The sequence below is a fragment of the Enterobacter cloacae complex sp. P24RS genome, assembly GCF_014982165.1.
Taxonomy (GTDB): Bacteria; Pseudomonadota; Gammaproteobacteria; order Enterobacterales; family Enterobacteriaceae; genus Enterobacter; species Enterobacter quasihormaechei.
Genome location: NZ_JADCKU010000003.1, coordinates 206137 through 229310, shown reverse-complemented (window position 1 = coordinate 229310; position 23174 = coordinate 206137). Strand labels below are relative to the sequence as shown.

Below are 23174 nucleotides of genomic sequence, written 5' to 3'. Positions count from 1 at the left end.
GACCCAGTGGTAATAACGCTCAGGATAGAGGATGAGTGGTTGAAAATGAAGCGAAGAGGGGCGAAATGCAGGGGATCTTTACGTTGGCTTACGTTCGGGGGGGATTTTGCGCCGGGTGGCGCTGCGCTTACCCGGCCTACGATTCAGTAGGCCCGATAAGCGAAGCGCCATCGGGCAATGCTTAGTTACGGAACGGGTTAGAACCGCTGCTTGCAGGTGCCGTGCTACGCGCGGCCGCAGGCTGCGCTGCTGGCATGCTGCCGTTAGCGTTGAAGTTATCAACCGCGGCATCCTGCTCTGGATTTTCCGGCGCGACGCTGTCAGGCGACGTGGAAACCGGTTTACCCAGCGTGCTGTTCAGCATTTGCAGATCCTGCTCGTTCAGCGTACCCAGAGCCTGCTTGATGTTCAGCTGGTTAATCAGGTACTGGTAACGTGCGCTGGAGAGCTGCTGCTTAGCGTTATACAGCGTGGTCGTTGCGTCTAACACGTCAACGATGGTACGCGTACCGACGGAGTAGCCCGCTTCCATCGCGTCCAGAGAGCTTTGCGCAGAGACAACGGCCTGTTTGTAGGCGTTGATGCTGCTGATAGACGCGTTCACGTTGTTAAAGGAAGAACGCACGGTTTGCACCACGTTGCGGTGCGCGCTTTCCAGCTGCTCGCTTGCGCCAACAAAGTTGTACTGCGCCTGTTTAACCTGGGAGTTAACCATCCCGCCCTGGTACAGCGGCAGGGAGAAGCTCAGGCCCACTTTGTTCTGACCAATGTTATTGTCGTCATAGGCCTGAGACGTCGTTTTAGAGCCGCTGTAGCTGGTATCCGATACGCCGGTCGAGGCGCTCAGGCTCAGGGTTGGCAGGTGGCCGTCCTGTGCAAGGCGGATCTGCTCGCGTGCCAGATCCTGGCTCAGGCGTGCCTGCAACAGGGTCAGGTTGCGGTTTTCCGCTTCTTTCAGCAGGGCGTTAACCGCCTGCGGTTTGTCCGTCTTGAAGCTGTCCACGTTCAGAGAGGCCAGCTCAGGATAGTAATTACCGGTGACCTGGCGCAGAGCTTCCAGCGCGTTGTCGAGGTTGTTACGTGCGGTCACTTCGTTAGCCAGTACGGTATCGTACTGTGAACGGGCGTTCTGCACGTCAGTGATCGCAACCAGACCCACGTTGAAACGCTGGGTAGTCTGATCTAACTGACGGTAAATCGCCTGTTTCTGCGCTTCGGTGTAGGAGAGGGCGTCAATCGCGCTCAATACCTGGAAATACGCGGTCGCGGTATTCAGGATCAGCGTTTGCTGATCGGTCTGATAGGTGACATCCTGAATGCCCGCACTCTTTTCCTGCAAACTCAGTTCACGCCATTTGGACATATCGAACAGAGTCTGTGTAAGCTGTAAAGAGGCGCTGGTGGCATTCGAGTCGATGCCGTTGTTATCGCGAAAACCGTTAGTGTAGGTATAATCTGCACCTAAGCCTAACTGCGGCAGCAGTGGGCTACGTGCTTCGTTAATCTTTTCAAACGCAGCATCACGATCGGCCGCTGATTTACGTAAATCAGGGTTGCCCAGACGTGCCTGCTGGTAGACCTGTAACAGGTTCTCTGCCTGGCTCATTGCACTGAAGCCCGTCAGGCTCAGGCCGATAAGGATGGGGAGCAATTTCTTCATTTGCATTCCTTGTTGTGAAGCAGTATTAGCGCTGATCTAATTAAAAATAATTGCCGATTCTAACAGAATCATCCACACCAAAAGGTTGGCGTAACGTGCCATCTGGCGGTAATTTGCTCCAATCTACCATATAGCCATACAAACGGCAGCCAAACAGCCTTGAAATTCACAATTTCATCACCATTGCTACCAGGACTTGACCGATGCAAAAACCAGAAAACGTGCCTGTCACCTTCGCCAAAAACGATGTAGAAATTATTGCACGAGAAACGCTTTATAGCGGTTTTTTTTCAATGGAACTTTACCGTTTCAGGCATCGTCTGTTTAACGGTGAAATGAGCGGTGAGATCAAACGCGAAATTTTTGAGCGCGGGCATGCGGCTGTGTTGCTACCCTTTGACCCAGTGCGTGATGAAGTTGTGCTGGTCGAGCAGGTTCGCATTGCGGCTTATGATACCAGCGAAACCCCGTGGCTGCTGGAAATGGTGGCCGGGATGATTGAAGAAGGTGAGTCGGTCGAGGACGTCGCTCGCCGCGAGGCGCTGGAAGAAGCGGGCCTGGTGGTGGGGCGGACGAAACCGGTGTTGAGCTACCTGGCAAGCCCGGGCGGCACAACGGAACGTTCATCTATTATGGTGGGCGAAGTGGACGCCACGACGGCGGAAGGGATCCACGGTCTGGCAGATGAAAACGAAGATATTCGGGTTCATGTGGTGAGTCGGGAGCAGGCTTACCAATGGGTAGAAGAGGGGAAAATCGACAACGCAGCGTCTGTCATTGCCCTGCAATGGCTGCAACTGCACTATCAGAGTTTACGAAACGAGTGGAAAAAATGAAGCGCTATACGCCTGACTTCCCAGAAATGATGCGCCTGTGCGAAACCAATTTTGCACAGCTGCGCCGCCTGCTGCCGCGAAACGACGCACCCGGCGAAACGGTGAGCTATCAGGTGAGCAACGCCCAGTATCGGTTAACGATAACAGAATCAACGCGCTACACTACGCTGGTGGAAATTGAGCAAACGGCGCCGAAAATCAGCTACTGGAGCCTGCCGTCGATGACGGTACGTCTTTATCACGATGCGATGGTCGCTGAAGTGTGTTCAAGCCAGCAGATCTTTCGCTTCAAAGCGCGGTATGATTACCCGAATAAAAAGTTGCATCAACGCGACGAAAAGCATCAAATTAACCAGTTTTTAGCCGACTGGCTAAGATATTGTTTAGCACATGGAGCAATGGCGATTCCGGTTTGTTAGCGTCATAAACCTACCTAAGGACACCATTTGGAAAGCCTGTTGAACCTGACTGTTGCTGGTGGGGCGCCAGTCAGGATATTACAAATCACCGACACCCACCTTTTTGCCGAAAAGCATGAGACGCTGCTGGGCGTGAACACCTGGGAGAGTTATCAGGCGGTGCTTAGCGCAATTCATGCTGAAAACCGGCCATGCGATCTGATCGTCGCGACGGGCGATCTGGCGCAGGATCAATCCTCCGCAGCCTATCAGCATTTCGCTGAAGGGATTGCGAGCTTTAGCGTGCCTTGCGTCTGGCTACCCGGCAACCACGATTTTCAGCCCGCCATGTACAGTTCGCTTCAGGACGCGGGGATTTCACCGGCAAAATGTGTCTTTGTGGGGGACCAGTGGCAAATTCTGCTCCTCGACAGCCAGGTGTTTGGCGTTCCGCACGGTGAGTTGAGCGACTATCAGCTTGACTGGCTGGAGACAAAACTGGCCGCCGAGCCGGATCGCAATACGCTGCTGCTACTGCATCATCATCCGCTGCCGGCAGGCTGTAGCTGGCTCGATCAGCACAGCTTGCGCAATTCAGCGGCGCTGGACAGCGTGCTGGCGAAATTCCCGCGCGTGAAGCATTTGCTGTGCGGGCATATTCACCAGGAGCAGGATCTCGACTGGAACGGTCGCCGCCTGCTCGCGACGCCATCCACCTGCGTGCAGTTTAAGCCGCATTGCGCCAACTTCACGCTGGATACCATCGCGCCGGGCTGGCGCTGGCTGGAACTGCATGCCGACGGCACGCTGACCACCGAAGTTTGCCGTCTGGCCGGGGCTGAATTCCGCCCGGATACCGCTTCAGAAGGCTACTGATGTCAACGCTCCTTTACCTCCATGGGTTCAACAGTTCACCGCGTTCCGCAAAGGCGACGCAGTTTCGCCAGTGGCTGAGCGAACATCATCCGCACGTGGAGATGATTATTCCGCAGCTGCCCCCCTATCCGGCGGATGCGGCAGAGATGCTGGAATCGATTGTGCTTGAACACGGCGGCGAATCGTTTGGCGTTGTCGGGTCGTCGCTCGGCGGCTACTACGCCACCTGGCTGTCGCAGTGCTTTATGTTGCCCGCTGTCGTCGTCAACCCGGCGGTCCGGCCATTTGAGCTGTTAAGGGACTTTCTCGGTGAAAACGAGAACCCCTACACCGGCCAACAATATGTGCTAGAGTCACGCCATATTTACGATCTCAAAGTTATGCAGGTCGACCCGCTTGAAGCGCCCGATCTTATCTGGCTGCTGCAACAGACGGGAGATGAAGTGCTGGATTACCGCCAGGCAGTGGCGTATTACGCATCCTGCCGCCAGACTGTAGAGGAGGGCGGAAACCATGCTTTCACGGGCTTTGAAGATCATTTCACCCAGATTGTCGATTTTCTTGGACTGCACAGCCACTGACAATCAATGCGAATTGCTAGTTTAAATCATGACGCAAACCTATAACGCTGATGCCATTGAGGTACTCACCGGGCTTGAGCCGGTTCGCCGCCGCCCGGGGATGTACACCGATACGACGCGCCCAAACCACCTGGGCCAGGAAGTAATTGATAACAGTGTGGACGAAGCGCTGGCAGGCCATGCCAAACGCGTGGACGTTATCCTGCACGCCGATCAGTCGCTGGAAGTCATCGACGACGGCCGCGGCATGCCGGTGGATATTCACCCGGAAGAGGGCGTCCCTGCCGTTGAGCTGATTCTCTGTCGTCTGCACGCGGGCGGTAAGTTCTCCAACAAAAACTACCAGTTCTCCGGCGGTTTGCACGGCGTGGGGATCTCCGTGGTTAACGCCCTGTCGAAGCGCGTGGAAGTGAACGTCCGTCGTGACGGTCAGGTCTATAACATCGCGTTTGAAAACGGCGAAAAGGTACAGGATTTGCAGGTCGTCGGGACGTGCGGTAAGCGCAACACCGGCACCAGCGTCCACTTCTGGCCTGACGAAAGCTTCTTCGACAGCCCACGCTTTTCCGTTTCTCGCCTGTCGCACCTGCTAAAAGCCAAAGCGGTGCTGTGTCCCGGCGTGGAAATTACCTTTAAGGATCACGTTAACAACACCGAGCAGAGCTGGCGCTACGAAAAGGGTCTCAACGACTACCTGAGCGAAGCGGTTAACGGCCTGCCGACCCTGCCAGAAAAACCGTTCGTCGGTAATTTCGAAGGCGACACCGAGGCGGTGGACTGGGCGCTGCTGTGGCTGCCGGAAGGCGGCGAGCTGCTGACCGAAAGCTACGTCAACCTGATCCCAACCATGCTCGGCGGTACGCACGTTAACGGCCTGCGTCAGGGCCTGCTGGATGCGATGCGCGAGTTCTGCGAATACCGCAACATTCTGCCGCGCGGCGTGAAGCTTTCCGCAGAAGATATCTGGGACCGCTGCGCCTACGTGCTTTCCGTGAAGATGCAGGATCCGCAGTTTGCCGGTCAGACTAAAGAGCGTCTGTCGTCGCGCCAGTGCGCGGCGTTCGTTTCCGGCGTGGTGAAAGATGCGTTTACCCTGTGGCTGAACCAGAACGTTCAGGCTGCTGAGATGCTGGCTGAAATGGCCATCTCCAGCGCCCAGCGTCGTCTGCGCGCGGCGAAGAAAGTGGTGCGTAAAAAGCTGACCAGCGGCCCCGCGCTGCCGGGCAAGCTGGCGGACTGTACCGCGCAGGATCTCAACCGCACCGAGCTGTTCCTCGTGGAAGGGGACTCGGCGGGCGGATCGGCCAAGCAGGCGCGCGATCGTGAATATCAGGCGATCATGCCGCTCAAGGGTAAGATCCTGAACACCTGGGAAGTCTCGTCCGATGAAGTGCTGGCCTCGCAGGAAGTGCACGACATCTCCGTGGCGATCGGCATCGATCCGGACAGCGACGATCTGAGCCAGTTGCGCTACGGCAAGATCTGCATTCTCGCGGATGCGGACTCCGATGGGCTGCACATCGCCACGCTGCTCTGTGCGCTGTTCGTGAAGCACTTCCGCACGCTGGTGAAAAACGGTCACGTCCACGTGGCGCTGCCGCCGCTGTACCGTATCGACCTCGGCAAAGAAGTTTACTATGCGCTGACGGAAGAAGAGAAAGCGGGCGTGCTGGAGCAGCTCAAACGCAAGAAGGGCAAACCGAACGTGCAGCGCTTTAAGGGGCTGGGTGAGATGAACCCGATGCAGCTGCGTGAAACCACGCTGGATCCGAACACTCGCCGTCTGGTGCAGCTGACCATCAGCGATGAAGACGAACAGCAAACCAACGCCGTGATGGACATGCTGCTGGCCAAGAAACGTTCTGAAGACCGACGTAACTGGCTACAGGAGAAAGGCGATATGGCGGATATTGAAGCCTGATGCACTGGCCCTCAGCCTCCCAGGCGGCTGAGGGATCGCCGGATTCCAGGGCATTGCGCCATAATCCCGTCAGCGAAACGCTGTTTTTTCCGGTTTCAAAAAACGCAGATTAACAATTGCGCCGTCGGTGGGGACGGTCTCCAGCTCATTCACATCCATATCGGTCCCTTCAGGCAGGCTGAGGCTGTCAACCGTGATGCGGTTTACTCGCCAGGGGGTGAGGTAACTCACCAGCAGATCGCCCTCTGCGTTGGTGGTCGAACCGAACTGGTTATAAAATCCAATCTTCGCCGAACCTGGTACCTGAACCAGTGCCGCAGTGCTTCCCAGCGTCTGGCCCAGGACAACCCCCTCCTGATATAACAGCACGCTGCCGCTGACGTCTCCATGATAATCACGTTGCGTGCCGCTGCGGGTCATACTGACGTTCAGCTCCCCGCTGTTGTACTGATAGCCGATACTGCTTTTCAGGGCATCGTTCCCGTGTTCGCTATGCTCCGCCGTCACGTCATAACGCAGGCTATAATCCTCCAGCAGCGAGCCATTGACGTTGATTCCATGGGTATTCTTGTTTCGGCTGGCGAGGTCAGAAACCAGTCCCACATTGGTAAAATGGCTTCCAATGCTGAAGGGGATGCTGATGTTAAACCCCAGCGTTGATTCAGGGGCAGAGTCGCCGTAGCGGTCATAGCCGCCATAAAGCGAAAAATCGACGTCCTCCCAGCTGGCGTCAAGGCTCAGGGTGAGGCTGTTACTGCCCGCCTCGCGAGCGCGTGATTTCAGCCAGCGCCACGAGAGGCTCAGACTCGAGTTTTCATCGAAGTTTTGCGTCAGCTCAATCTGGCCGTCAAGGGCGCGCTGAGTGGTGTCATCATCGAAACCCCAGGCCAGCACCGAGGCGCGGTTTAACCGCTCCTCAAGCGAACGATACTGGCTACCGCGCGGGTACCACTGAAGCTGGGCGTTAAGGCTGGTTTCGGTTTGAAAAAATGTTTTGGCATAACGCATTCGCCCGACGCTGCCGCTCAGCGCTTTGCCCTGCTGGCGGTAACGGGCGTTACGTACATCCGCAGACAACGCTCCCCATTTGCCCATATTGCCGCCCAAACCCACAACATGGCTGAAGTAATTCTCGCCCTGCTGTATGCCACCAAAAACGGTAGCGCGCGGGGCGACGCCCCAGGAGAGCGTGCTCTGCCAGAAACGATCTTTATCCAGCTCCACGCCGTGAAAGGGTTTATAACGCCCGGCGACCAGCTCGTAACTGAACATTTTATACTGCACCAGATTGGGCATGATCGAGTACGGAATGGACCGGGTACGCTCGCTCCCGTCGCTCTCCTGAATCGTCAGCTCAAGGTTGCCCTGTAAATCTGGTGGATAAAAATCACGGATAACGAAGGGCCCCGGTGGGACGTGAATGCGATAGACGCGCTCGCCGTTCTGGCGAAGCGTGACTTCTGCTTCGCTGCGCGCATAGCCGTTAATCAGCGGCGAATAGGGCCGCCAGCTATCCGGGAACATCGCCTCATCGCTGGCCAGGGAAATCCCCCGATAGGACATACTGTCGAACAGGTTCGATGAGGTGTAACCGTCGCCAAGGTTAAGCCGGGAGCGCATAGACGTGATACTGCGCCAGACAGAGGCTGAATTGCTGTAAGAGCCGTGCTGGCGGTCCGCCTCTCGCCAGAATGTATTCTGGTAGCGCATGCGCCATGGTCCGACGTTGAGGCCGTTTTCCAGCACGAGCGTTGCATCGGTGCCCGGCGTATCCCAACGGTACTGTGCACGTTGGTTATTGACGTCCAGCCGGTAGTTAACAAACAGGGCATTAATTCCATCATCCCAGCGGCTGGTACTGACCCCGTTTTGCTGCGGATTAAACGCCTCCTGGGGAAATAAAAGCGTGAGCAGGCTGGCATCCGGACGATACCAGGACTGGAGGTCGAAGGCGTTCGCCGAGTCGGCGCTCAGACATGCCCTGGTGTCCCAGTGAAGCCTGTCAAGCACGGAGGATTTTACGCCCCACTCTTCAAGGAGAGGACGCGTCAGGCAGGGTTTACCGGAGTGAAAATCAAGAAAGATTGAGCCTTTATAGTCGTTATTAAGAATAACCCATGTCTTTTCATTTGCAGACGCAGCGTTTGCTGTCAGTAACAGCACCATCACTCGAATTGCATGGTGGATCTGCATCTGCGTTAACATCGTGGGCAGCTTTTGCTGCCCACGATTAAGCTCGTTATGGCTTATTTATTGAGGGCAGCCAGCTCAGCACGAGCCTGATTCAGCTCCTGCTGAATTTCACGCAGATCGGCCTGTTTTTCTGCCAGTTTTCTCTGGTACTTGGCGATCTTCTTAGCATCACCCTTCGCTTTAGCTTCTGCCAGATCGGCCTGAACTTCAGCAACGTCGCCACGTTTTTCAGCCAGTTTTTTCTCCAGCTTACGCACGTCTTTCTGGGCATCAGCCAGAACGCTTGCATTAGTACAGTGGGCTTTGACTTCTGCCAGAGCTTTTTTCAGGCCATTCACTTTGTAGATATTGCCGTACTGCTGGGCAATTTTGATCTCTTTTTCCAGCGCAGCGCTTTTAGCAGCACAGCTTTCAGCGGCATGTGCTGATGCTGTTGCGAACATACCAACAGCTGCAACGACAGACAGAACGGAAACTAATTTCTTCATAGTCTTTCTCCTTTGTTGATGTATTGCCTGAACGGATGCTCCGGCAATCTCCTGTGAACAAAAGAGTACTGCAACGCGGATAGCCAAAACGATGCAGACGCGTCCTCAACGCATGTAGGACGTGGATTAAGGTTGTCGTCCTGAATCGTACCAACGCTGTAACGCGGCGCGTAGCTGCTCAAGTTCAGCTAACAGTTGGTGGATGCCGTCGCGGTCCGGGTTGGCTTCCTGGGCTTCACAGCGGGCTATCAACGCGGGCACGCCCAGTAACGCCAGCCCGCCGCGCAGTTTGTGCAGCGTCTCACGCAGAGCGGTATCCGGCGTCACGAGCCAGGCGCGCAGGTGGGCAAGGGATTCATCAATGACCGAAATCTGGAGCGAAAGGAACAGGGGCAGGTTATCCCCTTCCAGCAATTCGGGCGGCAGGTTGCACGCTATTGACCCTTGCGGGCTTTCGGCAATCGGGGCAGATCCCTTCAGGGGGGCCAGCAGTTCCGCAAGCATAGTGAGGGTGATCGGCTTAAACAGACAGTGGCGCATACCGGCTTCTCTTGCTCTCTCCCGGACAACTTCCCGTGCGTCAGCGGTCGCGCCAAAGACCACAATATCGGGGTAGTTCGTATGAATTATCTGAGCCAGCTCAAACCCACTCATGCCAGGCATATTGCAATCGGTGATCACCGCATCCGGTTGCGCATGCTGTAGTGCTTCCAGCGCAGAGGCTGAGCTGTCGGCGTCGATCGCGCGGTGACCGAGCCAGCTTAGCTGCTGGCTGAGTACCATTCTGCCGACGGGATTATCATCGACAATCAAAACGCGCAGGGAGGGGCGAGAAAGCGGGGGCGCGGGCTGTATATCAGGAACATCCTGGCGTTCTGCCATTATCGGCAGCTTAAGGGAGACTGTGACCGTCGTTCCCTGTCCAGGCTCGCTGTGGATCGCTAAACTGCCGCCCATCATCATTGTTAACGTGCGGCAGATATAAAGGCCCAGCCCGCTCCCCTGTGCAACGTTAGGGGTGTTTCCCTGAGCGAAGGGCTGGAACAACCGCTGTTGGGTGGCCTCGTCGATACCTACCCCGGTATCGACGACCGTGATACGCAACAGCAGATAGCCCTCGTCGCGTCCATCGAGCTGCACGCTCAGCGTTATCTGTCCGCGTTCGGTGAATTTGATCGCGTTTCCGACGATGTTAACCAGAATCTGCCTGAAACGGCTGCGATCGACCAATACGTCCTCCCGTAGTTCGGCATCACGTTCCAGTACGAAGGCCAGCCCTTTTTGCGCCGCCATGCCTTCGAACAACATGGCGGGCTCCTCAATCAGCTTGCGCAGCGAGGAACGCTCGGGGCGAAGCACCAGGCGGCCAGATTCGATACGCGACACATCGAGTATGTTGCCGATCAAATCCAGCAGGGCCTGGGCGGCATCCCACGCCACCTGCACGGACTGGCGGTTTTGCTGGGTATCACCAGGGCGTTTCATCACGAGCTCCAGCATCCCCATGATGGCGCCGATCGGTGTGCGTATCTCGTGGCTCATGGTTGTCAGAAACACGCTCTTCGCACGGCTGGCGCGGTGCGCAAGTTTCCTGGATTGTCGCTGGGCCGAAATGATTTTCAGCATGCGCTGCTGATAGTGCAGATGGCGACGATAACCCCACGCGGCGGCGAGGCAGAGAAAAAATGCGATTGCCAGTCCGACGCTCACTACCGTGCTCAGCGCGACCTGTTTTGGTCCTGTCGACGTGAAGCTGTTACCCGCATTTCCGCCACGGGTCAGGGCATGGAGATCCTCCGGCGGAATATTAATGAGCGCTTTATTGAGAATGGTGATTAAAGGCCAGGACTGGCGGGACGCCCCGAACGAGAATCGCATTGGGTCGATGTCGATGCTTCCCAGAATACGGAGCGCGGCATACTCTTTATTCGCCAGGAGCGTATTGGCGACGATCAGCGGCATGGCCATCATTTTGTCGTTACTGTGAACAATGCGGTTAAGCCCCTGTCGCCAGGTGTCGACCTTTTCCGTTTGGCCCCCGCTCTGCTTACGTAACCACTCTTCGGGCGACTGCCCGTCCAGGCTGAGTACGCCGGAACTCACCGCGCCAGGAACCGAGTGCGCTTGTCCGACCATCACCCAGGAGTTATAGAGCCAGGTGCGGGTGGTCAGTAAATCGGTGCGCCAGATATCCCCCTGCGTCACGCCTGCAACCAAATCCGATTTTCCCGCTTTTACCGACGCCAGGGCCGCCCTTTGGGTAGGAAAACGCTGGATAACAAAGGTAAACCCGGTGCGAAGCTGTAATGCGGTCAGTACATCGGCAATAATGCCACGCATCTTGCCGCCTTTATCAAAAAAGGCAATCGGTGGGTTATCCTCGGCCACTGCCACCCGTATACGTTTGTGCTCATCAATCCATTTGTTCTCCAGCGACGTAAAGACCGGTTTCTGCTCGCTGAGTGAAAGCGGGATGCCGCCATTCCACCGACGGTGTATCTCTACGCTCGCACTTTCCGGTAACGCGGCCAGAAAGTTATTCAACACCGTGATCCAGATGCGCATCTTTGGCATTGCCGCAAAGGAAAATCCTGACACGGGGAAGGGGGTGTCGAGAGGGCGAATAAGTAAGTTGCTGATGTTGGACTGGTTCACCAGATAGCGAGCGGTGACGCCATCGCAAAAGAAAAGGTCGATTTTTCGAAACGCGAGTGCTTCCAGCGCGTGGCGTGGTGAATAGAAGGGGACGATCTCCGCGTTCGGGTAGCGCTCCAGGACGCGTTGAGGATCGTAGCCCGGCGCGATGGCAATCTTTCTGACCGCATCATCCTGTGTGGCTTCGTTATTGACCACTTCAACGGCAGAATTTGGGCTGTAAGGGTGGCTCAGTATCAGCCCCTGTTGATGCTGGTTATCGCTGGCCTGCGCGATGAAATCGGCTTCCCCTGCGCGTAACGCTTCCAGTGCAGCCTGATAGTTTGGGTAGCGAATCACCTCTATTTCGACGCCCAGGTTATCCGCCGCCAGACCGATGAAATCGGCATTGATGCCACCGTAATCATTCAGGCCGGTGGTAATGTCATAGGGCGGCGACATCGGCAGCCAGACGGCCAGGCGGATCTTGCGGTGTTCACGCAGCCAGCGCCATTCGCTTGCGCTCAGCCCCGGGTCGGCAATCGTCTCCATGCTGCGGGAGAGAAGCTTAAGGGGTTCTTGCGCCGTCGCACCTTGAGCCATAAACGCGACGAGCAACAGCAGCAGTCCGCTAAGTATTCTCATTATCAGACTCTCTGAAGATCAGCGAAATGAGCTGATTGAGATCGTCGCAGCCACATTTTTGCAGCATCCGTGTTTTATAGGTGCTAATGGTTTTATTGCTGAGCATCAGGAGATCGGCAATCTCTTTGTTACTCTTGCCCTGTTTCAGGTAATTGAGAACGGCCATTTCACGATCCGAGAAGCGGCTTGAGAGTGATTCAGGCGCATCGCTTTTTTCATTGACGCTGGCGGCTTTGAACAGCGTTCCTTCGGGAAAACATTGATAGCCCGTCATAATAAGCCGGCACAGTGGCTCAACGTTTTCCAGCGGCATATTTTTATTGATAAAGCCCTGCGCCCCGGCCTGAAGCGTTCTCAGCGCATATAATCCTGCTGACTGGCTGGTAAAGATCAGGATTTTAAGTTCCGGGAAGTGTTGTTTAATTCGGGGCAACAGGTCGAGGCCATCGGCGTGCTTAAGTTCGAGATCCAGAATTAATAAGTCCGGACGCTGCTGATGCAGCTGGGACAGCAGTTTTTCACCTGTAGAGGTACTGACGACCATATCTCCGTGCTTCTCCAGCAGTACCTTTAAAGCAAAGCAAATTGCTGGATGATCGTCTGCAAGCAAAATTGAAATCATACTACCGCTTGTCCTTTTGGTGGCTTCACTGACTCCTTCTACCTGAGGGGCAATATAGTAATCAACAGCGCATAAGAACGATATAGTAAAAGGCTGGATTTAAGAATTTGGAGCCAGGATTAAGGAAGCTTTTACTATTTCAGCGCGGCTTATTCCGAATAAAGAATTAAATGAAATGCGGAGGTTGTTCGCTATTGGGGCAATTAAGATTTTTCCTGTTAAAAGTCCAGGCCCGGTAGAGGGTATCGCCACCGGGCCGTTCTTATTAAAACGCCATCTTCACCGTAAACTGCACTTCACGCGGGTCGCCAATCTGATTGCCCAGGTTGTTGGTCGCAATCGACGACGTGTAGTAGGTCTTATCAAACAGGTTCTTCACGTTCACCTGTAGCGTCACCGGATATTGCAGCTTTATTTTGTACGCCGCAAATGCATCCGCCACGAAATAACCCGGCAGATAATAATCCGCACCGTTGGTTGCTGAACGACGGCTCACGCCGTGCCCGCCGCCGCCAATTGTCAGCGTATTCCCGGCAAACGCATTGTGAATATCGTACGTCAGGAACAGGGAGCCGGTATGGCGAGGCACGTTCGGCAGCGGTTTGCCCGCGTAGTCCGGATCTTCCAGCACTTTCGCGTCGGTATAGCCATAGCTCGCGATAATGTTGGTGTTCTCCGTAAGCGATCCGGCGAGATCCACCTCCACGCCCTGCGAGCGCACGCGGCCTGCGGTTTTAGCCACGGTTTCGTCACCCACGCTCTCGGTATACAGCACGTTGCGCTTGTGAATATCAAACAGAGCAATATTAGCCGTAATTCCGTCAAACAGGTCGAACTTAGCGCCGATTTCATAGGCATTTGACGTCTCTGGCGGCAGGTTGCCGATGTAGCTCGCAATTGATGATTGCGGCATGAACGTCTGGGAATAGTTGGCAAATAAAGAGACCGCAGGCGTGAGCTTGTAAACCAGGCCCAGCTTCGGCGTCCACTGGTCGTCGCGGCTGTCGGTGTTCACGTTAAACGGACGGCCTTTGCCCGCGTACTGGGTGTAATACTGGTAGCGCAGACCAGCAACGGCAATCCATTTATCGGTCAGGTACAGCGCGTCCTGCGCATAGGCGGAGTAGCTCTCCTGCCTGATGGTCTGGTCGCTGTCGGAGGCTGAAACGGTGGTGCACTTGCCAATATCGCCATACGTCGGGTTGTAAATATTGAAACCTTTAACGTTCTTGCAGCGGATCATATCCGTGCGCAGCAGGTCGTAATTCTCATACGAGATGCCGGTCAGGATCTCATTGTAGAAGCCTGCGATATCCACGTTCCCCTGAAGATCCGCGCGGGTGGTGTGCATCCGCTGGGTCGATCCCTGCGTGGCATCCACGCGGCGAGTCAGGTTGCCGGTTTTTGAATCGTAGGCCATCACGCGCGCCTGGTTATCGCTGTATTTGTCCTGACTAAAGCTGTAGTCGAACTTCGCGGTCCACTGGCCGTTGAGGCGATATTCCGCGTTGAGCTGAGCGAGATCGGACTGCCCGTCAGTAACGTTAAACGGCTCGTCAAAGCGCGTTTTGCGATCCACGTTTACCGGCTGCTTAGTGTTGAGATCGAAAATTGTCCCGCGATCGAACGGCGTCTTATAGTCGCGATGCGAATAGAGCACCGTCACGGTGGCATCATCGCCGAACCAGGTCAGCGACGGGGCGATAAAGGTGCTGCGCTCGGTGCCAAAATTGCGCCAGTAATCTTCATCCTGATATTCACCCGTCAGGCGATACGCCAGGCGCGTGCCTTCAACCGGGCCAGTGACATCGAACTGCCCGGTGCCGCCACCAAAGCTCGAGGAGGTGGCTGATAGCGAGCCGCCAAAGTGGGTTTCCGGGCGTTTGGTCACCACGTTAATCAGCCCGCCGGGGTCGAGGATCCCGTACAGCGTTGAGGCTGGACCTTTCAGCACTTCCACGCGCTCGGTTGACGCGTTAAAGCTGCGTGGCAGCACGGTACGCAGGCCGTTGGTCATGATCGACCCGTCGCGGTTGGCGCCAAAACCGCGGCGCACAAAGGCATCCTGCGTGCCGCCCAGGGTGTTGGTCTGCACCACGTTGCTGACGTTATACAGCGCCTCGTCGAGCGTCGTCGCGTGTTGATCTTCCAGCACTTTGTCGCTAACCGTGTTCACCACCTGCGGGATGTCCAGCATCGGCATGTTGGTTAGCGTGGCGGTGGAGGTGTTCAGGGGCTGGTAGCCGCTGGTAGCGTCAAGGGTAGCATTCGGATCGGCGGTAACGGTCAGGGTGTCGCCGTCTTTTGCCGCTGCATGTACCAGGGGAGCCATAAACACCAGTGAAAAGAGCGCGCGCCCTTTTATCCCAGAGAATGAAGGTGTGAATTTAGCCATTAAATCTGTTATCCCGAAAAATCCGGCGAGTGAAGGCTCGCGGAGAAATGTGTGAGTCATTGCCCTTACGGTCTGTTCGTTAGCCTGAATGGCATCGAACTTGTAATTGAGAATCATTCAAACATGTGCAAATGTAGTAGTAAATGAAAAAAAGAAAAAATCGACTACAGCGAGTTATCGCGGCTATTTAACGCGATGTCAGATGTTTAACTTTATGAATTAAAACAAAAAATACTTCTTAATGACTGTGTTGTGTTATGCATTCATCCCTGCTTTTTTTAGGGCTTTACATGGCTTGACTACTACACGGCGCAGCGGCAAACTTCTTAAAAGAGAATGAGTTTTATTTTTATTTATTTTTTACGTTGGCATTCACGTGGCTCACAACACGACAACCTCGGGTCTGGTTCTGAAGAACCTTTCGGCGGGTTACCAGAAAAAAATCATCGTTGATGATATCTCCCTCACGATCCCCCAGCAGAAAATAACCGTTCTGGTGGGGGCGAACGGCTGTGGAAAATCCACGCTGCTGAGCACCATCGCGCGTCTGCTCCAGCCGCTTGGCGGCAGCGCGGTGCTCGACGGCAAAGCCATCCACGCGCAGCCCACCAAAGCGGTTGCCCGGCAGCTTGGCATCCTGCCGCAGTCTCCGCTGCTGCCGGAAGGGTTAACCGTATTTGAGCTGGTCTCGCGCGGGCGTTTTCCCTGGCAGAACCTTATGCGCCAGTGGAGCGAGGAAGATGAGCGGGCCGTGGAAGAGGCGTTATGTTTGACGGGCACGGCGGCGTTTGCCGATTTGCCCGTGGAAAGCCTGTCCGGCGGCCAGCGCCAGCGCTGCTGGATCGCGATGGCGCTGGCACAGCAAACGCCGTATATCCTGCTTGATGAGCCGACCACTTACCTCGATCTTCGCTATCAGGTAGAAATCCTCGAACTGCTGCATACGCTCACGCGCCGGCACGGACGCACGGTGGTAGTGGTACTGCACGATCTCAACTTCGCCGTAAACTACGGTGATTCGCTGGTCTTTTTACGTCAGGGGAAAGTCGAGGGCGTATTGCACGAAGGCGACACCTGTACGCCGGCGCTCATTAAATCGGTGTTTGATGTTGATGTGCATATGTCTGTTAATCCGCTGACCGGTAAACCCTTTTTTATGCCGTTTCGCCAGGCGGCCGACAAATCATGATGCGCACGTCTCTGGCTTTCATCCTGTTCACGTTGCTGCTGGGGGCAGGTGCGATTGCCCAGCTGGGCATTGGCGCGCGCGTTATCGCTCCGCGAACGGTGGTGGAGGCATTTTTCCACTTCGATCCGCGCAATTTTGACCATAACGTGATCGTCAGGCTGCGCTTGATACGCCTGTGCGCCGCCATGGTGACGGGCGCCGCGCTCGGCGTCGCGGGCGTGCTGTTGCAGTCGGCGATCCGCAATCCGCTCGGTGAACCGCACATCCTGGGGCTAAATGCCGGGGCAGCGCTGGCGGTTGTGCTGACCAGCGCCCTCGGGCTTTCACTGCCGTTTGGGCGGCCGCTGATTGCCTGCGCAGGCGCCGCAGTGCTGTTTCTGCTGGTGCTGATGTTTTCCTCTTCCGGGCGTACCGGGCTCACGCCGATGAAGGTCACGCTGTGCGGCGTGGCGATGTCGGCGTTTGCCTCGTCGATTACCGCCACCGTGTTGATTCTGGATGAACAGACGCTGCTCGCCATGCGGACCTGGCTGGCGGGAGATTTGGCGGGGCTAAACGCAGACGCTATCCGCAGCGCTGCTGGGGTAGCGGCCGTGGGTTTTGCGCTGGCGCTCTGGCTGTCGCCAGCAATGAACATGCTGGCGCTGGGCGACAGCATGGCGCAGGGGCTTGGCGTGTCGCTCTTAAAAACCCGCCTGTTCGCGCTGCTGGCCATTGCCCTGCTGTGCGGCGCGGCCGTTTCCATTGCCGGGCCGATCGGGTTTATCGGGCTCGTGGTGCCGCAGCTCGTGCGTCGTCTGGTTTCGGTGGATCTGCGAGTGATGGTTCCGCTTTCGGCTCTGTGCGGGGCACTGGTTCTGCTGCTGGCGGATATCGCCGCCCGCACGATGTTTACGCCCTATGAGCTGGCAACGGGCGTCATGACCGCCATGGTCGGCGCACCGATCTTTATCTTCATGGCCTCGAGGATGTTCAAATGAACCGGGCCGGACTGCGTGCGTTACGTCTCGGGCCCCTCTCGGCGCTGGTTCGCCCGAGGGCGCTGTGGTATCTGACCGTTTTAACCCTTGCCGCTTTACTGCTGCTGAGTTTTGGCCTGACGCACGGCTCGCTGCCCATTCCTGCTTCCGCCATCGGACGAGCGCTGTTTTACCCTGAACGTCTGACGGCGGATGCGCATTACATTGTGATGGATATCCGCCTGCCGCGTCTGCTGATGGCGGTGCTGTGCGGGGCGATGCTTGGCATGGCGGGGGCAGCCATGCAGTCCATCACCCGTAACGGGCTCGCCGATCCCGGACTCATCGGCGTGAAAGAGGGCTGTAGCGCGGCGGTGCTGCTGCTGATCTTTCAGTTTCCGGCAGTGGGGCTGGCGTGGCGTCCGCTGGTCGGCATGGCGGGTGGGCTACTCACCGCGCTGCTGGTGGTGGCGCTGTCCCGCGATATCTCGCGTCCGCGATTCATCCTGATCGGCATAGGCGTGTCGTGGACGTTTGCCGCCGCGATGGGCGTCTTTATGACCACTGCCGACGTGCGCGACGTGCAGACCGCGATGCTGTGGCTGGCCGGAAGCCTGCATGCCGCTAACTGGACCTTGCTCGGCATGGCTGCGGCCTGGGCGCTGCCCGCGTTTGCCCTGCTGCTTTTTACCGGGCGCGCCGCGGACGTGGCCTTGCTCGGCAACCAGGCCGCAACGGGGCTCGGCGTGCGCACCTCACGTCTCGCGCTGCTGCGCGTGTTTGCGCCCGTGGTGCTGACGGCGGCCTGCGTCTCCTGCGTGGGGAGTATAGGTTTTGTCGGGCTGATTGCGCCGCATATGGCGCGCCTGCTGCTGCGCGGCGGGCAAACCGCATTGCTGAAGGGAAGCGCCGTGCTGGGCGCGCTGCTGGTGCTGCTGGCGGATAACGTCGGGCGGCTGGCATTCCTCCCGTTGCAGCTGCCGGCGGGCATTGTCATTTCACTGATTGGCGGACCATTTTTCCTGCTGCTGCTCTGGCAGCGTCGGGACCGATTTTAGGAGTGTGTGATGCGCGTACTTTTCTCAATGCTGCTGCTGGTGGGCTTTGCTGTCGGAGCCGCAGAGACAACGCAGACGTTTACTGATGACCTGAACCGCAAAGTGGTGGTGCCGGTTAAGCCGAAGCGAATTGTTTCCCTGCACGACCTGGATATTACCATTCCGCTGATCGAGCTTGGCGTACCGCCGGTTGCCAGCCATGGCCGTACCCGACCGGACGGCAGCCATTTTCTGCGTTCCAGCGGTATGCTGACGGGCATCGATTTTGATAATGCCGACATCACATTCATCGGCACCGCGGATATCGATATCGAAGCCATCGCCGCCGCGAAGCCGGACCTGATCGTCACTGAGCCAACCCGCAACACGCCGGTGGAACAGCTGGAAAAAATTGCCCCGACGGTGAGTATCGATCACCTAGACGGCGGCGCGCCGGAAATCTACCGCAAGCTGGCACAGCTGACCGGCACGCAGGCGAAGCTGAAGATTCTGGAGCGTCGCTACCAGGAGCAAATCAAGGCCCTGAAGGCGACCGTCGATACCCGCAAAATCACCGTCTCGGTGATTCAGGCTAACCAGGGAAAGATTAACGCCATGCACAGCTACCATTCACTCGGTCGCGTACTGCGCGATGCGGGATTTACCTTTCCGCCGTTGATTGAGAGCATCCCGGAGGGCGGGCGCATCGACGTCAGCGCCGAGCGCCTGCCGGAGCTGGATGCTGATTTCGTTTTTGCCACCTGGCGCGGTGATACCGGCGGTAAACCGCAGGACGAGCTGGCGGCGATGGACGCGGTGATGCCGGGCTGGTGCCAGTTCCTTAACGCCTGCCGGACCGGGCATTACGTGCTGATCTCCCGCGAGGAAGCGATCTCAAATTCGTTCGCCTCGCTAGGGCTGATGGTCGCGCAGGTGCAGTCGCAGATAGCGGGTCGTCCGCTGCCGGAGGCCGCACGATGATTCGAAAAATTGATGTCTACGGCGACCGCTTTCGCTCGCGGGCGCACCAGCTGACACCGCGCCTGCTCCAGGTGGCGCGCTATATCAATGAAAACCGTGAAGCCGTTATGGAACAGACGGCCATGGAGATCGCCGCAGTGCTAAAAACCTCGGACGCCACCGTGGTGCGAGCCATTCAGGCGCTGGGGTTTGGCGGGCTACGGGATCTCAAGCAGACGCTTGAGCAGTGGTTTGGTCCGGTGGTCACCTCCAGCGAGAAGATGTCCACCACGGTGAATACGCTGACCAGTGACGTCAATGCGAGCATCGATTTTGTGCTGGAAGGGCATCAGCATACCTGTAATGTGTTGTCCGAACCGGGTAACCGTTACGCGATGGCGCAGGCCGTGTCGCTGCTGGCGCAGGCGAGACAGGTCGCAATTTTTGGTATTGGCGCATCCGGCATCCTGGCCGAGTACACCTCCCGCCTGTTTAGCCGCATCGGCCTGCCTGCGATCCCACTCAACCGCACCGGTATCGGCCTCGCCGAACAGCTGATAGCCTTACAGCGCGGTGATGTGCTGGTGATGATGGCGCAAAAATCCGCGCACCGGGAAGGGCTGACGACGCTGCGTGAAGCGAAGCGCCTGGGTATTCCCACCATATTGCTGACCAACGCCACTGACTCACGCTTTAGCAAAGAGGCCAGCGTGGTGATCCACGTCCCGCGCGGAGGCGAGAAGGGCAAAATCCCGCTGCACGGCACGGTGCTGCTGTGTCTGGAGATGATTATTTTGTCCGTCGCCTCCACCGAGCCGCAGCGCACCATCAGGTCTATGAAGCGCATCAACGAATTTCACCGAGGGTTAAAGCCGGGCAAGAAGAGCGGTTGATTTACACTTTCTCCCTGTGGGCTGGATGATAAGCCGTGAGCAGTCCCCTCGATCACACCGCACGATGGTTTTTTCGGTACTGCAACGGCGTCTCGCCAATCCCTTTTTTAAACGCGCTGATAAACCACGTCACGTCGGAAAAACCCGTCTGTGCGGCAATGTCACGCACGCTTGAATCAGTGTGGAGTAAACACTCACACGCCTTACGCAACCTTAGCGTATTCAGATAGTCATGAATTTTTTCGCCCGTTTCCGCATGGAATTTTCGCGATACGTAGCTGCGGGATTTCCCCAGCTCATTGGCCAGCGCGTCCAGGCGAAATTTCTCCTGGTAATGCTCGTCGAGCCAGAACATTACCCGGCTGGCGATCCCCTGGCTGTTGCCCGGCTCACCGTCGCGATCGGCGGGAAGCATCGCAAACAGCCCGATCAGCAGGCTGGCGATGCTCTCGCTGTTCATCGGCGGTTTGTAGCAGCCAAACAGATGGTCGATATAGTGATTGCAGTGGGCTAAATCGGCGACCCACGCTTCGCCCCCGCGGCGTGACAGCCGCTCCAGCCGCTGCCGGCTCTGGGGAAAATCCCGCAGGATCTTCAGCACCGCGTGCTGGTCGAGGTGAATGATGGTGCGGCGGTAAATCGCCTCTGCCTGTTCGTCCACCATCACCTTATGCAGCGTAAAAGGCGGGAAGAAAAACAGCCTTCCGGGGCGCATGGTGTAGTGACGATTATCGACGATCGCTACGCCAAAGCCCTCTTCCACGTAGAGGATCTCCAGACACTGATGCCAGTGATGGTAGCGCACGGTATTGGCAAACAAGCGGCTGAACGAGGCCACGGTATCGTTCAGGGCGATCAGTTCCAGAAGGTCGGATGTCGGCGTGTCGCGCATAGTGCAATAAAACTCAACTTTTTCCCGTCTGATCGTCTTTATAAACCACCTTTTTAAATTTTCTCAACTGGAGGTTTATTCATCGTTCATGCCTGTGACACGGCTAACATTTCTGCCCCTTGCGGATTCACTATGCTTTGCCGCAGTTGATTACGAGGGCGAACCGATGTGGGCGGCAAACAAAGAAAAATCAAATCCGTTGTCTTCACGCCAGGATGTGGTGGCGTCGTTGAATGAGCTTTTACAAGCGCTGGACACGCAATTTCCGGCAAACCGTTCACGGTTCTCGCTGGGCGATACCTGCGCCCATTACACAACGGATATTGCGCAGATGGAGGGCCTTTCCCGCGCGCTGTGGGGGCTGTTTCCGCTGATGGCGTCCGGCGAAAGCACGCCGTTCAGCGAGAAGTACCTTACCGCCATCAAGATCGGTACCGACCCGCAAAGCACAGGCTACTGGGGCGAAACCGGCCCGTACGATCAGCGTCTGGTGGAGATGGCGGCCTACGGTCTGGGACTTGCTCTGCTGGGGGAGACGCTCACCGCGCGCTTTACCGGACGCGAGGTGATGAACCTGCACGCGTGGCTCAACCAAATCACCGACGCGCAGATGCCGGACAGCAACTGGAACTATTTTGCCATTATGGTTCAGCTCGGCTTTAAGCGCGCCGGACTGCCGTACGACCAGGCCGCCATTGACCGTCGCTTTACGCTGATGGACGCCTACTACCTCGGCGACGGCTGGTATTCCGATGGCCCGGGCCGCCCGAAAGACTACTACATCTCCATGGCCTTCCACTTCTACGGCCTGATTTACGCCACCCTGAGCGGTGACGAGGCAAGGTCGGAGGTACTGCGAGAGCGCTCGCGCCTCTTCGCGGAAGACTTTATCTACTGGTCCGCCGCCGACGGCGCCTCGGTTCCGTTTGGCCGCAGCCTGACCTACCGCTTTGCGATGGTCGCCTTCTGGAGCGCGGTGGCCTTTTCCGGGCTGGACGTGTTCACGCCAGGCATCGTGAAGGGCATCGTGCTGCGGCATCTGCGCTGGTGGCAGCAGCAGCCGATTACCGACCGCGACGGCATTCTCACCCTCGGCTTTGCCTGCCCGAACCTGGCGATGTGCGAGGACTACAACTCCCCCGGTTCACCGTACTGGGCGCTGAAAACCTACCTGATTCTGGCGCTGCCGGAGACGCATCCGTTCTGGCAGGCCGACGAGCAGCCGCTGCCCGCGCTGGCTGAGACGCGCGTGATCCCGCACGCGCAGCAGATCCTGATGCATTCGAAAGATTCGCAGCATGCCGTCATGCTCACCGCCGGCCAGCTGGAGCTGAACAACTACGTCAACACCGAAGCGAAATACACCAAATTTGCCTACTCCAGCCGCTTCGGCTTCACCATTGAGCGCGGGCGTTTTGGCCTGAAGCATGCGGCCTGCGATTCCATGCTGCTGCTGGCGGACGGAGACGACTATTTCCGCGGCCGTCGGGAATGCGACGAGGTTCGGGTGGAGGAAAACTACATTTTTTCGCGCTGGTCGCCGTGGCGCGACGTGCACATAGAGACCTGGCAGATCCCGTTCGGGGAGTGGCACCTGCGCCTGCACCGCATCAACAGCGCACGTACCCTGCAAACCGTCGAGGGCGGCTTTGCGGTGCTGAAAACGGACCACCAGCTGCGCGAGCGGGGAAGTTACCTGACGGCAGAAAACGGCAGCAGCGCGATTGTCGATCTCTCGCCCGAAATCACCCGCACGCCGGCCAGCGTCGTCACCCCGCCCAACAGCAGCGTGATGTTTGCCGGGTGTGCCTCCATTCCGCTATTGCAAACCGAACTCCCGCCGGGGGAGAGCTGGCTCTGCTGCGCCGTCCTGGCCTGCGAAAAACCGATAGCTGCGGCGGTACCGCAGCTGAACATTACCCATCACCAGGTTGTGATCCACGAACCCGGAAGCGAACGTAAGCTGTCGTTCACATTATAAAAATCTGGCCCTAC

18 protein-coding genes are annotated in these 23174 nt (G+C 57.1%); 11 read left to right on the top strand and 7 right to left on the bottom strand.

All coding sequences use genetic code 11. The features are described 5' to 3' along the window. Positions 1-181: 181 nt before the first annotated feature. Positions 182-1660, bottom strand: a complete 1479-nt coding sequence (gene tolC, locus INF58_RS03680) for an outer membrane channel protein TolC (protein ID WP_063867721.1) — start codon at positions 1658-1660, stop codon at positions 182-184. A gap of 203 nt (positions 1661-1863) precedes the next feature. Between tolC and nudF the strand changes: the two genes are divergently transcribed. Genes nudF through parE form a run of 5 tightly spaced genes read left to right on the top strand, consistent with a single transcriptional unit; the run spans position 1864 to position 6272 of the window. Then, complete coding sequence (nudF, locus tag INF58_RS03675) at positions 1864-2496, top strand: ADP-ribose diphosphatase (protein WP_102751121.1); 633 nt, start codon at positions 1864-1866, stop codon at positions 2494-2496. Continuing rightward, on the top strand, positions 2493-2915 hold the full coding sequence (locus INF58_RS03670; protein ID WP_063451153.1) for a DUF1249 family protein: 423 nt from the start codon (positions 2493-2495) through the stop codon (positions 2913-2915). Before nudF ends, INF58_RS03670 begins: the two co-directional genes overlap by 4 nt. A gap of 27 nt (positions 2916-2942) precedes the next feature. Further along, positions 2943-3770: a 3',5'-cyclic-AMP phosphodiesterase gene (gene cpdA / locus INF58_RS03665; RefSeq protein ID WP_063867725.1), complete on the top strand. Its 828-nt coding sequence runs from the start codon at positions 2943-2945 to the stop codon at positions 3768-3770. After that, positions 3770-4351, top strand: a complete 582-nt coding sequence (gene yqiA / locus INF58_RS03660; protein WP_023306967.1) for an esterase YqiA — start codon at positions 3770-3772, stop codon at positions 4349-4351. Before cpdA ends, yqiA begins: the two co-directional genes overlap by 1 nt. Before the next feature lie 28 nt (positions 4352-4379). Next, positions 4380-6272: a DNA topoisomerase IV subunit B gene (gene parE, locus INF58_RS03655; protein WP_063451156.1), complete on the top strand. Its 1893-nt coding sequence runs from the start codon at positions 4380-4382 to the stop codon at positions 6270-6272. 69 nt (positions 6273-6341) lie between these two features. Here the strand turns inward: parE and INF58_RS03650 are convergent, their stop codons facing one another. From INF58_RS03650 to INF58_RS03630, 5 genes are all read right to left on the bottom strand, one after another. After that, complete coding sequence (locus tag INF58_RS03650; RefSeq protein ID WP_227415000.1) at positions 6342-8477, bottom strand: fimbria/pilus outer membrane usher protein; 2136 nt, start codon at positions 8475-8477, stop codon at positions 6342-6344. 41 nt (positions 8478-8518) lie between these two features. Then, on the bottom strand, positions 8519-8953 hold the full coding sequence (locus INF58_RS03645; RefSeq protein ID WP_063451158.1) for a DUF1090 domain-containing protein: 435 nt from the start codon (positions 8951-8953) through the stop codon (positions 8519-8521). Between the two features lie 126 nt (positions 8954-9079). Beyond that, a complete protein-coding gene (locus INF58_RS03640; protein WP_193527028.1) occupies positions 9080-12232 on the bottom strand; it encodes a transporter substrate-binding domain-containing protein in 3153 nt (1050 codons plus the stop codon). Then, positions 12219-12854, bottom strand: a complete 636-nt coding sequence (locus tag INF58_RS03635; protein WP_063867728.1) for a response regulator transcription factor — start codon at positions 12852-12854, stop codon at positions 12219-12221. Before INF58_RS03635 ends, INF58_RS03640 begins: the two co-directional genes overlap by 14 nt. Positions 12855-13119: 265 nt before the next feature. Continuing rightward, complete coding sequence (locus INF58_RS03630; protein ID WP_063867730.1) at positions 13120-15249, bottom strand: TonB-dependent siderophore receptor; 2130 nt, start codon at positions 15247-15249, stop codon at positions 13120-13122. 376 nt (positions 15250-15625) lie between these two features. On the opposite strand from INF58_RS03630, the gene INF58_RS03625 reads away from it, so the two are divergent. The 5 genes from INF58_RS03625 to INF58_RS03605 are packed head-to-tail and all read left to right on the top strand — an operon-like array spanning position 15626 to position 20287. Continuing rightward, positions 15626-16438 (top strand): ABC transporter ATP-binding protein, encoded by an 813-nt coding sequence (locus INF58_RS03625; RefSeq protein WP_063451162.1) that lies wholly within the window; start codon positions 15626-15628, stop codon positions 16436-16438. Then, complete coding sequence (locus tag INF58_RS03620; protein WP_193527026.1) at positions 16435-17418, top strand: iron ABC transporter permease; 984 nt, start codon at positions 16435-16437, stop codon at positions 17416-17418. The genes INF58_RS03625 and INF58_RS03620 overlap by 4 nt, the downstream gene beginning before the upstream one ends. Beyond that, entirely contained in the window at positions 17415-18455 is a 1041-nt protein-coding gene (locus INF58_RS03615) for an iron ABC transporter permease (protein ID WP_193527024.1), read from the top strand. Before INF58_RS03620 ends, INF58_RS03615 begins: the two co-directional genes overlap by 4 nt. A 9-nt stretch (positions 18456-18464) precedes the next feature. Beyond that, positions 18465-19415 carry an iron-siderophore ABC transporter substrate-binding protein gene (locus INF58_RS03610; protein ID WP_193527022.1) on the top strand — a complete coding sequence of 317 codons (951 nt, stop codon included), beginning with the start codon at positions 18465-18467 and terminating at the stop codon, positions 19413-19415. Then, positions 19412-20287, top strand: a complete 876-nt coding sequence (locus INF58_RS03605) for a MurR/RpiR family transcriptional regulator (protein WP_063451166.1) — start codon at positions 19412-19414, stop codon at positions 20285-20287. Before INF58_RS03610 ends, INF58_RS03605 begins: the two co-directional genes overlap by 4 nt. A gap of 52 nt (positions 20288-20339) precedes the next feature. Here INF58_RS03605 and INF58_RS03600 read toward each other — a convergent pair whose 3' ends face one another. After that, complete coding sequence (locus INF58_RS03600) at positions 20340-21179, bottom strand: AraC family transcriptional regulator (protein ID WP_193527021.1); 840 nt, start codon at positions 21177-21179, stop codon at positions 20340-20342. Positions 21180-21345: 166 nt separating this feature from the next. On the opposite strand from INF58_RS03600, the gene INF58_RS03595 reads away from it, so the two are divergent. Further along, the gene (locus INF58_RS03595; RefSeq protein ID WP_193527019.1) at positions 21346-23160 is read left to right on the top strand and encodes a DUF2264 domain-containing protein; all 1815 of its coding nucleotides are present in this window, start codon (positions 21346-21348) and stop codon (positions 23158-23160) included. The last annotated feature ends 14 nt before the right edge of the window (positions 23161-23174 follow it).

Coding starts and splice junctions, on each gene's coding strand:
- INF58_RS03630 (WP_063867730.1), bottom strand. CDS start 15,249: ATGGCTAAATTCACACCTTCATTCTCTGGGATAAAAGGGCGCGCGCTC.
- parE (WP_063451156.1), top strand. CDS start 4,380: ATGACGCAAACCTATAACGCTGATGCCATTGAGGTACTCACCGGGCTT.
- INF58_RS03645 (WP_063451158.1), bottom strand. CDS start 8,953: ATGAAGAAATTAGTTTCCGTTCTGTCTGTCGTTGCAGCTGTTGGTATG.
- INF58_RS03650 (WP_227415000.1), bottom strand. CDS start 8,477: ATGTTAACGCAGATGCAGATCCACCATGCAATTCGAGTGATGGTGCTG.
- nudF (WP_102751121.1), top strand. CDS start 1,864: ATGCAAAAACCAGAAAACGTGCCTGTCACCTTCGCCAAAAACGATGTA.
- yqiA (WP_023306967.1), top strand. CDS start 3,770: ATGTCAACGCTCCTTTACCTCCATGGGTTCAACAGTTCACCGCGTTCC.
- INF58_RS03620 (WP_193527026.1), top strand. CDS start 16,435: ATGATGCGCACGTCTCTGGCTTTCATCCTGTTCACGTTGCTGCTGGGG.
- INF58_RS03595 (WP_193527019.1), top strand. CDS start 21,346: ATGTGGGCGGCAAACAAAGAAAAATCAAATCCGTTGTCTTCACGCCAG.
- INF58_RS03605 (WP_063451166.1), top strand. CDS start 19,412: ATGATTCGAAAAATTGATGTCTACGGCGACCGCTTTCGCTCGCGGGCG.
- INF58_RS03610 (WP_193527022.1), top strand. CDS start 18,465: ATGCGCGTACTTTTCTCAATGCTGCTGCTGGTGGGCTTTGCTGTCGGA.
- INF58_RS03670 (WP_063451153.1), top strand. CDS start 2,493: ATGAAGCGCTATACGCCTGACTTCCCAGAAATGATGCGCCTGTGCGAA.
- INF58_RS03635 (WP_063867728.1), bottom strand. CDS start 12,854: ATGATTTCAATTTTGCTTGCAGACGATCATCCAGCAATTTGCTTTGCT.
- tolC (WP_063867721.1), bottom strand. CDS start 1,660: ATGAAGAAATTGCTCCCCATCCTTATCGGCCTGAGCCTGACGGGCTTC.
- INF58_RS03640 (WP_193527028.1), bottom strand. CDS start 12,232: ATGAGAATACTTAGCGGACTGCTGCTGTTGCTCGTCGCGTTTATGGCT.
- INF58_RS03615 (WP_193527024.1), top strand. CDS start 17,415: ATGAACCGGGCCGGACTGCGTGCGTTACGTCTCGGGCCCCTCTCGGCG.
- INF58_RS03600 (WP_193527021.1), bottom strand. CDS start 21,179: ATGCGCGACACGCCGACATCCGACCTTCTGGAACTGATCGCCCTGAAC.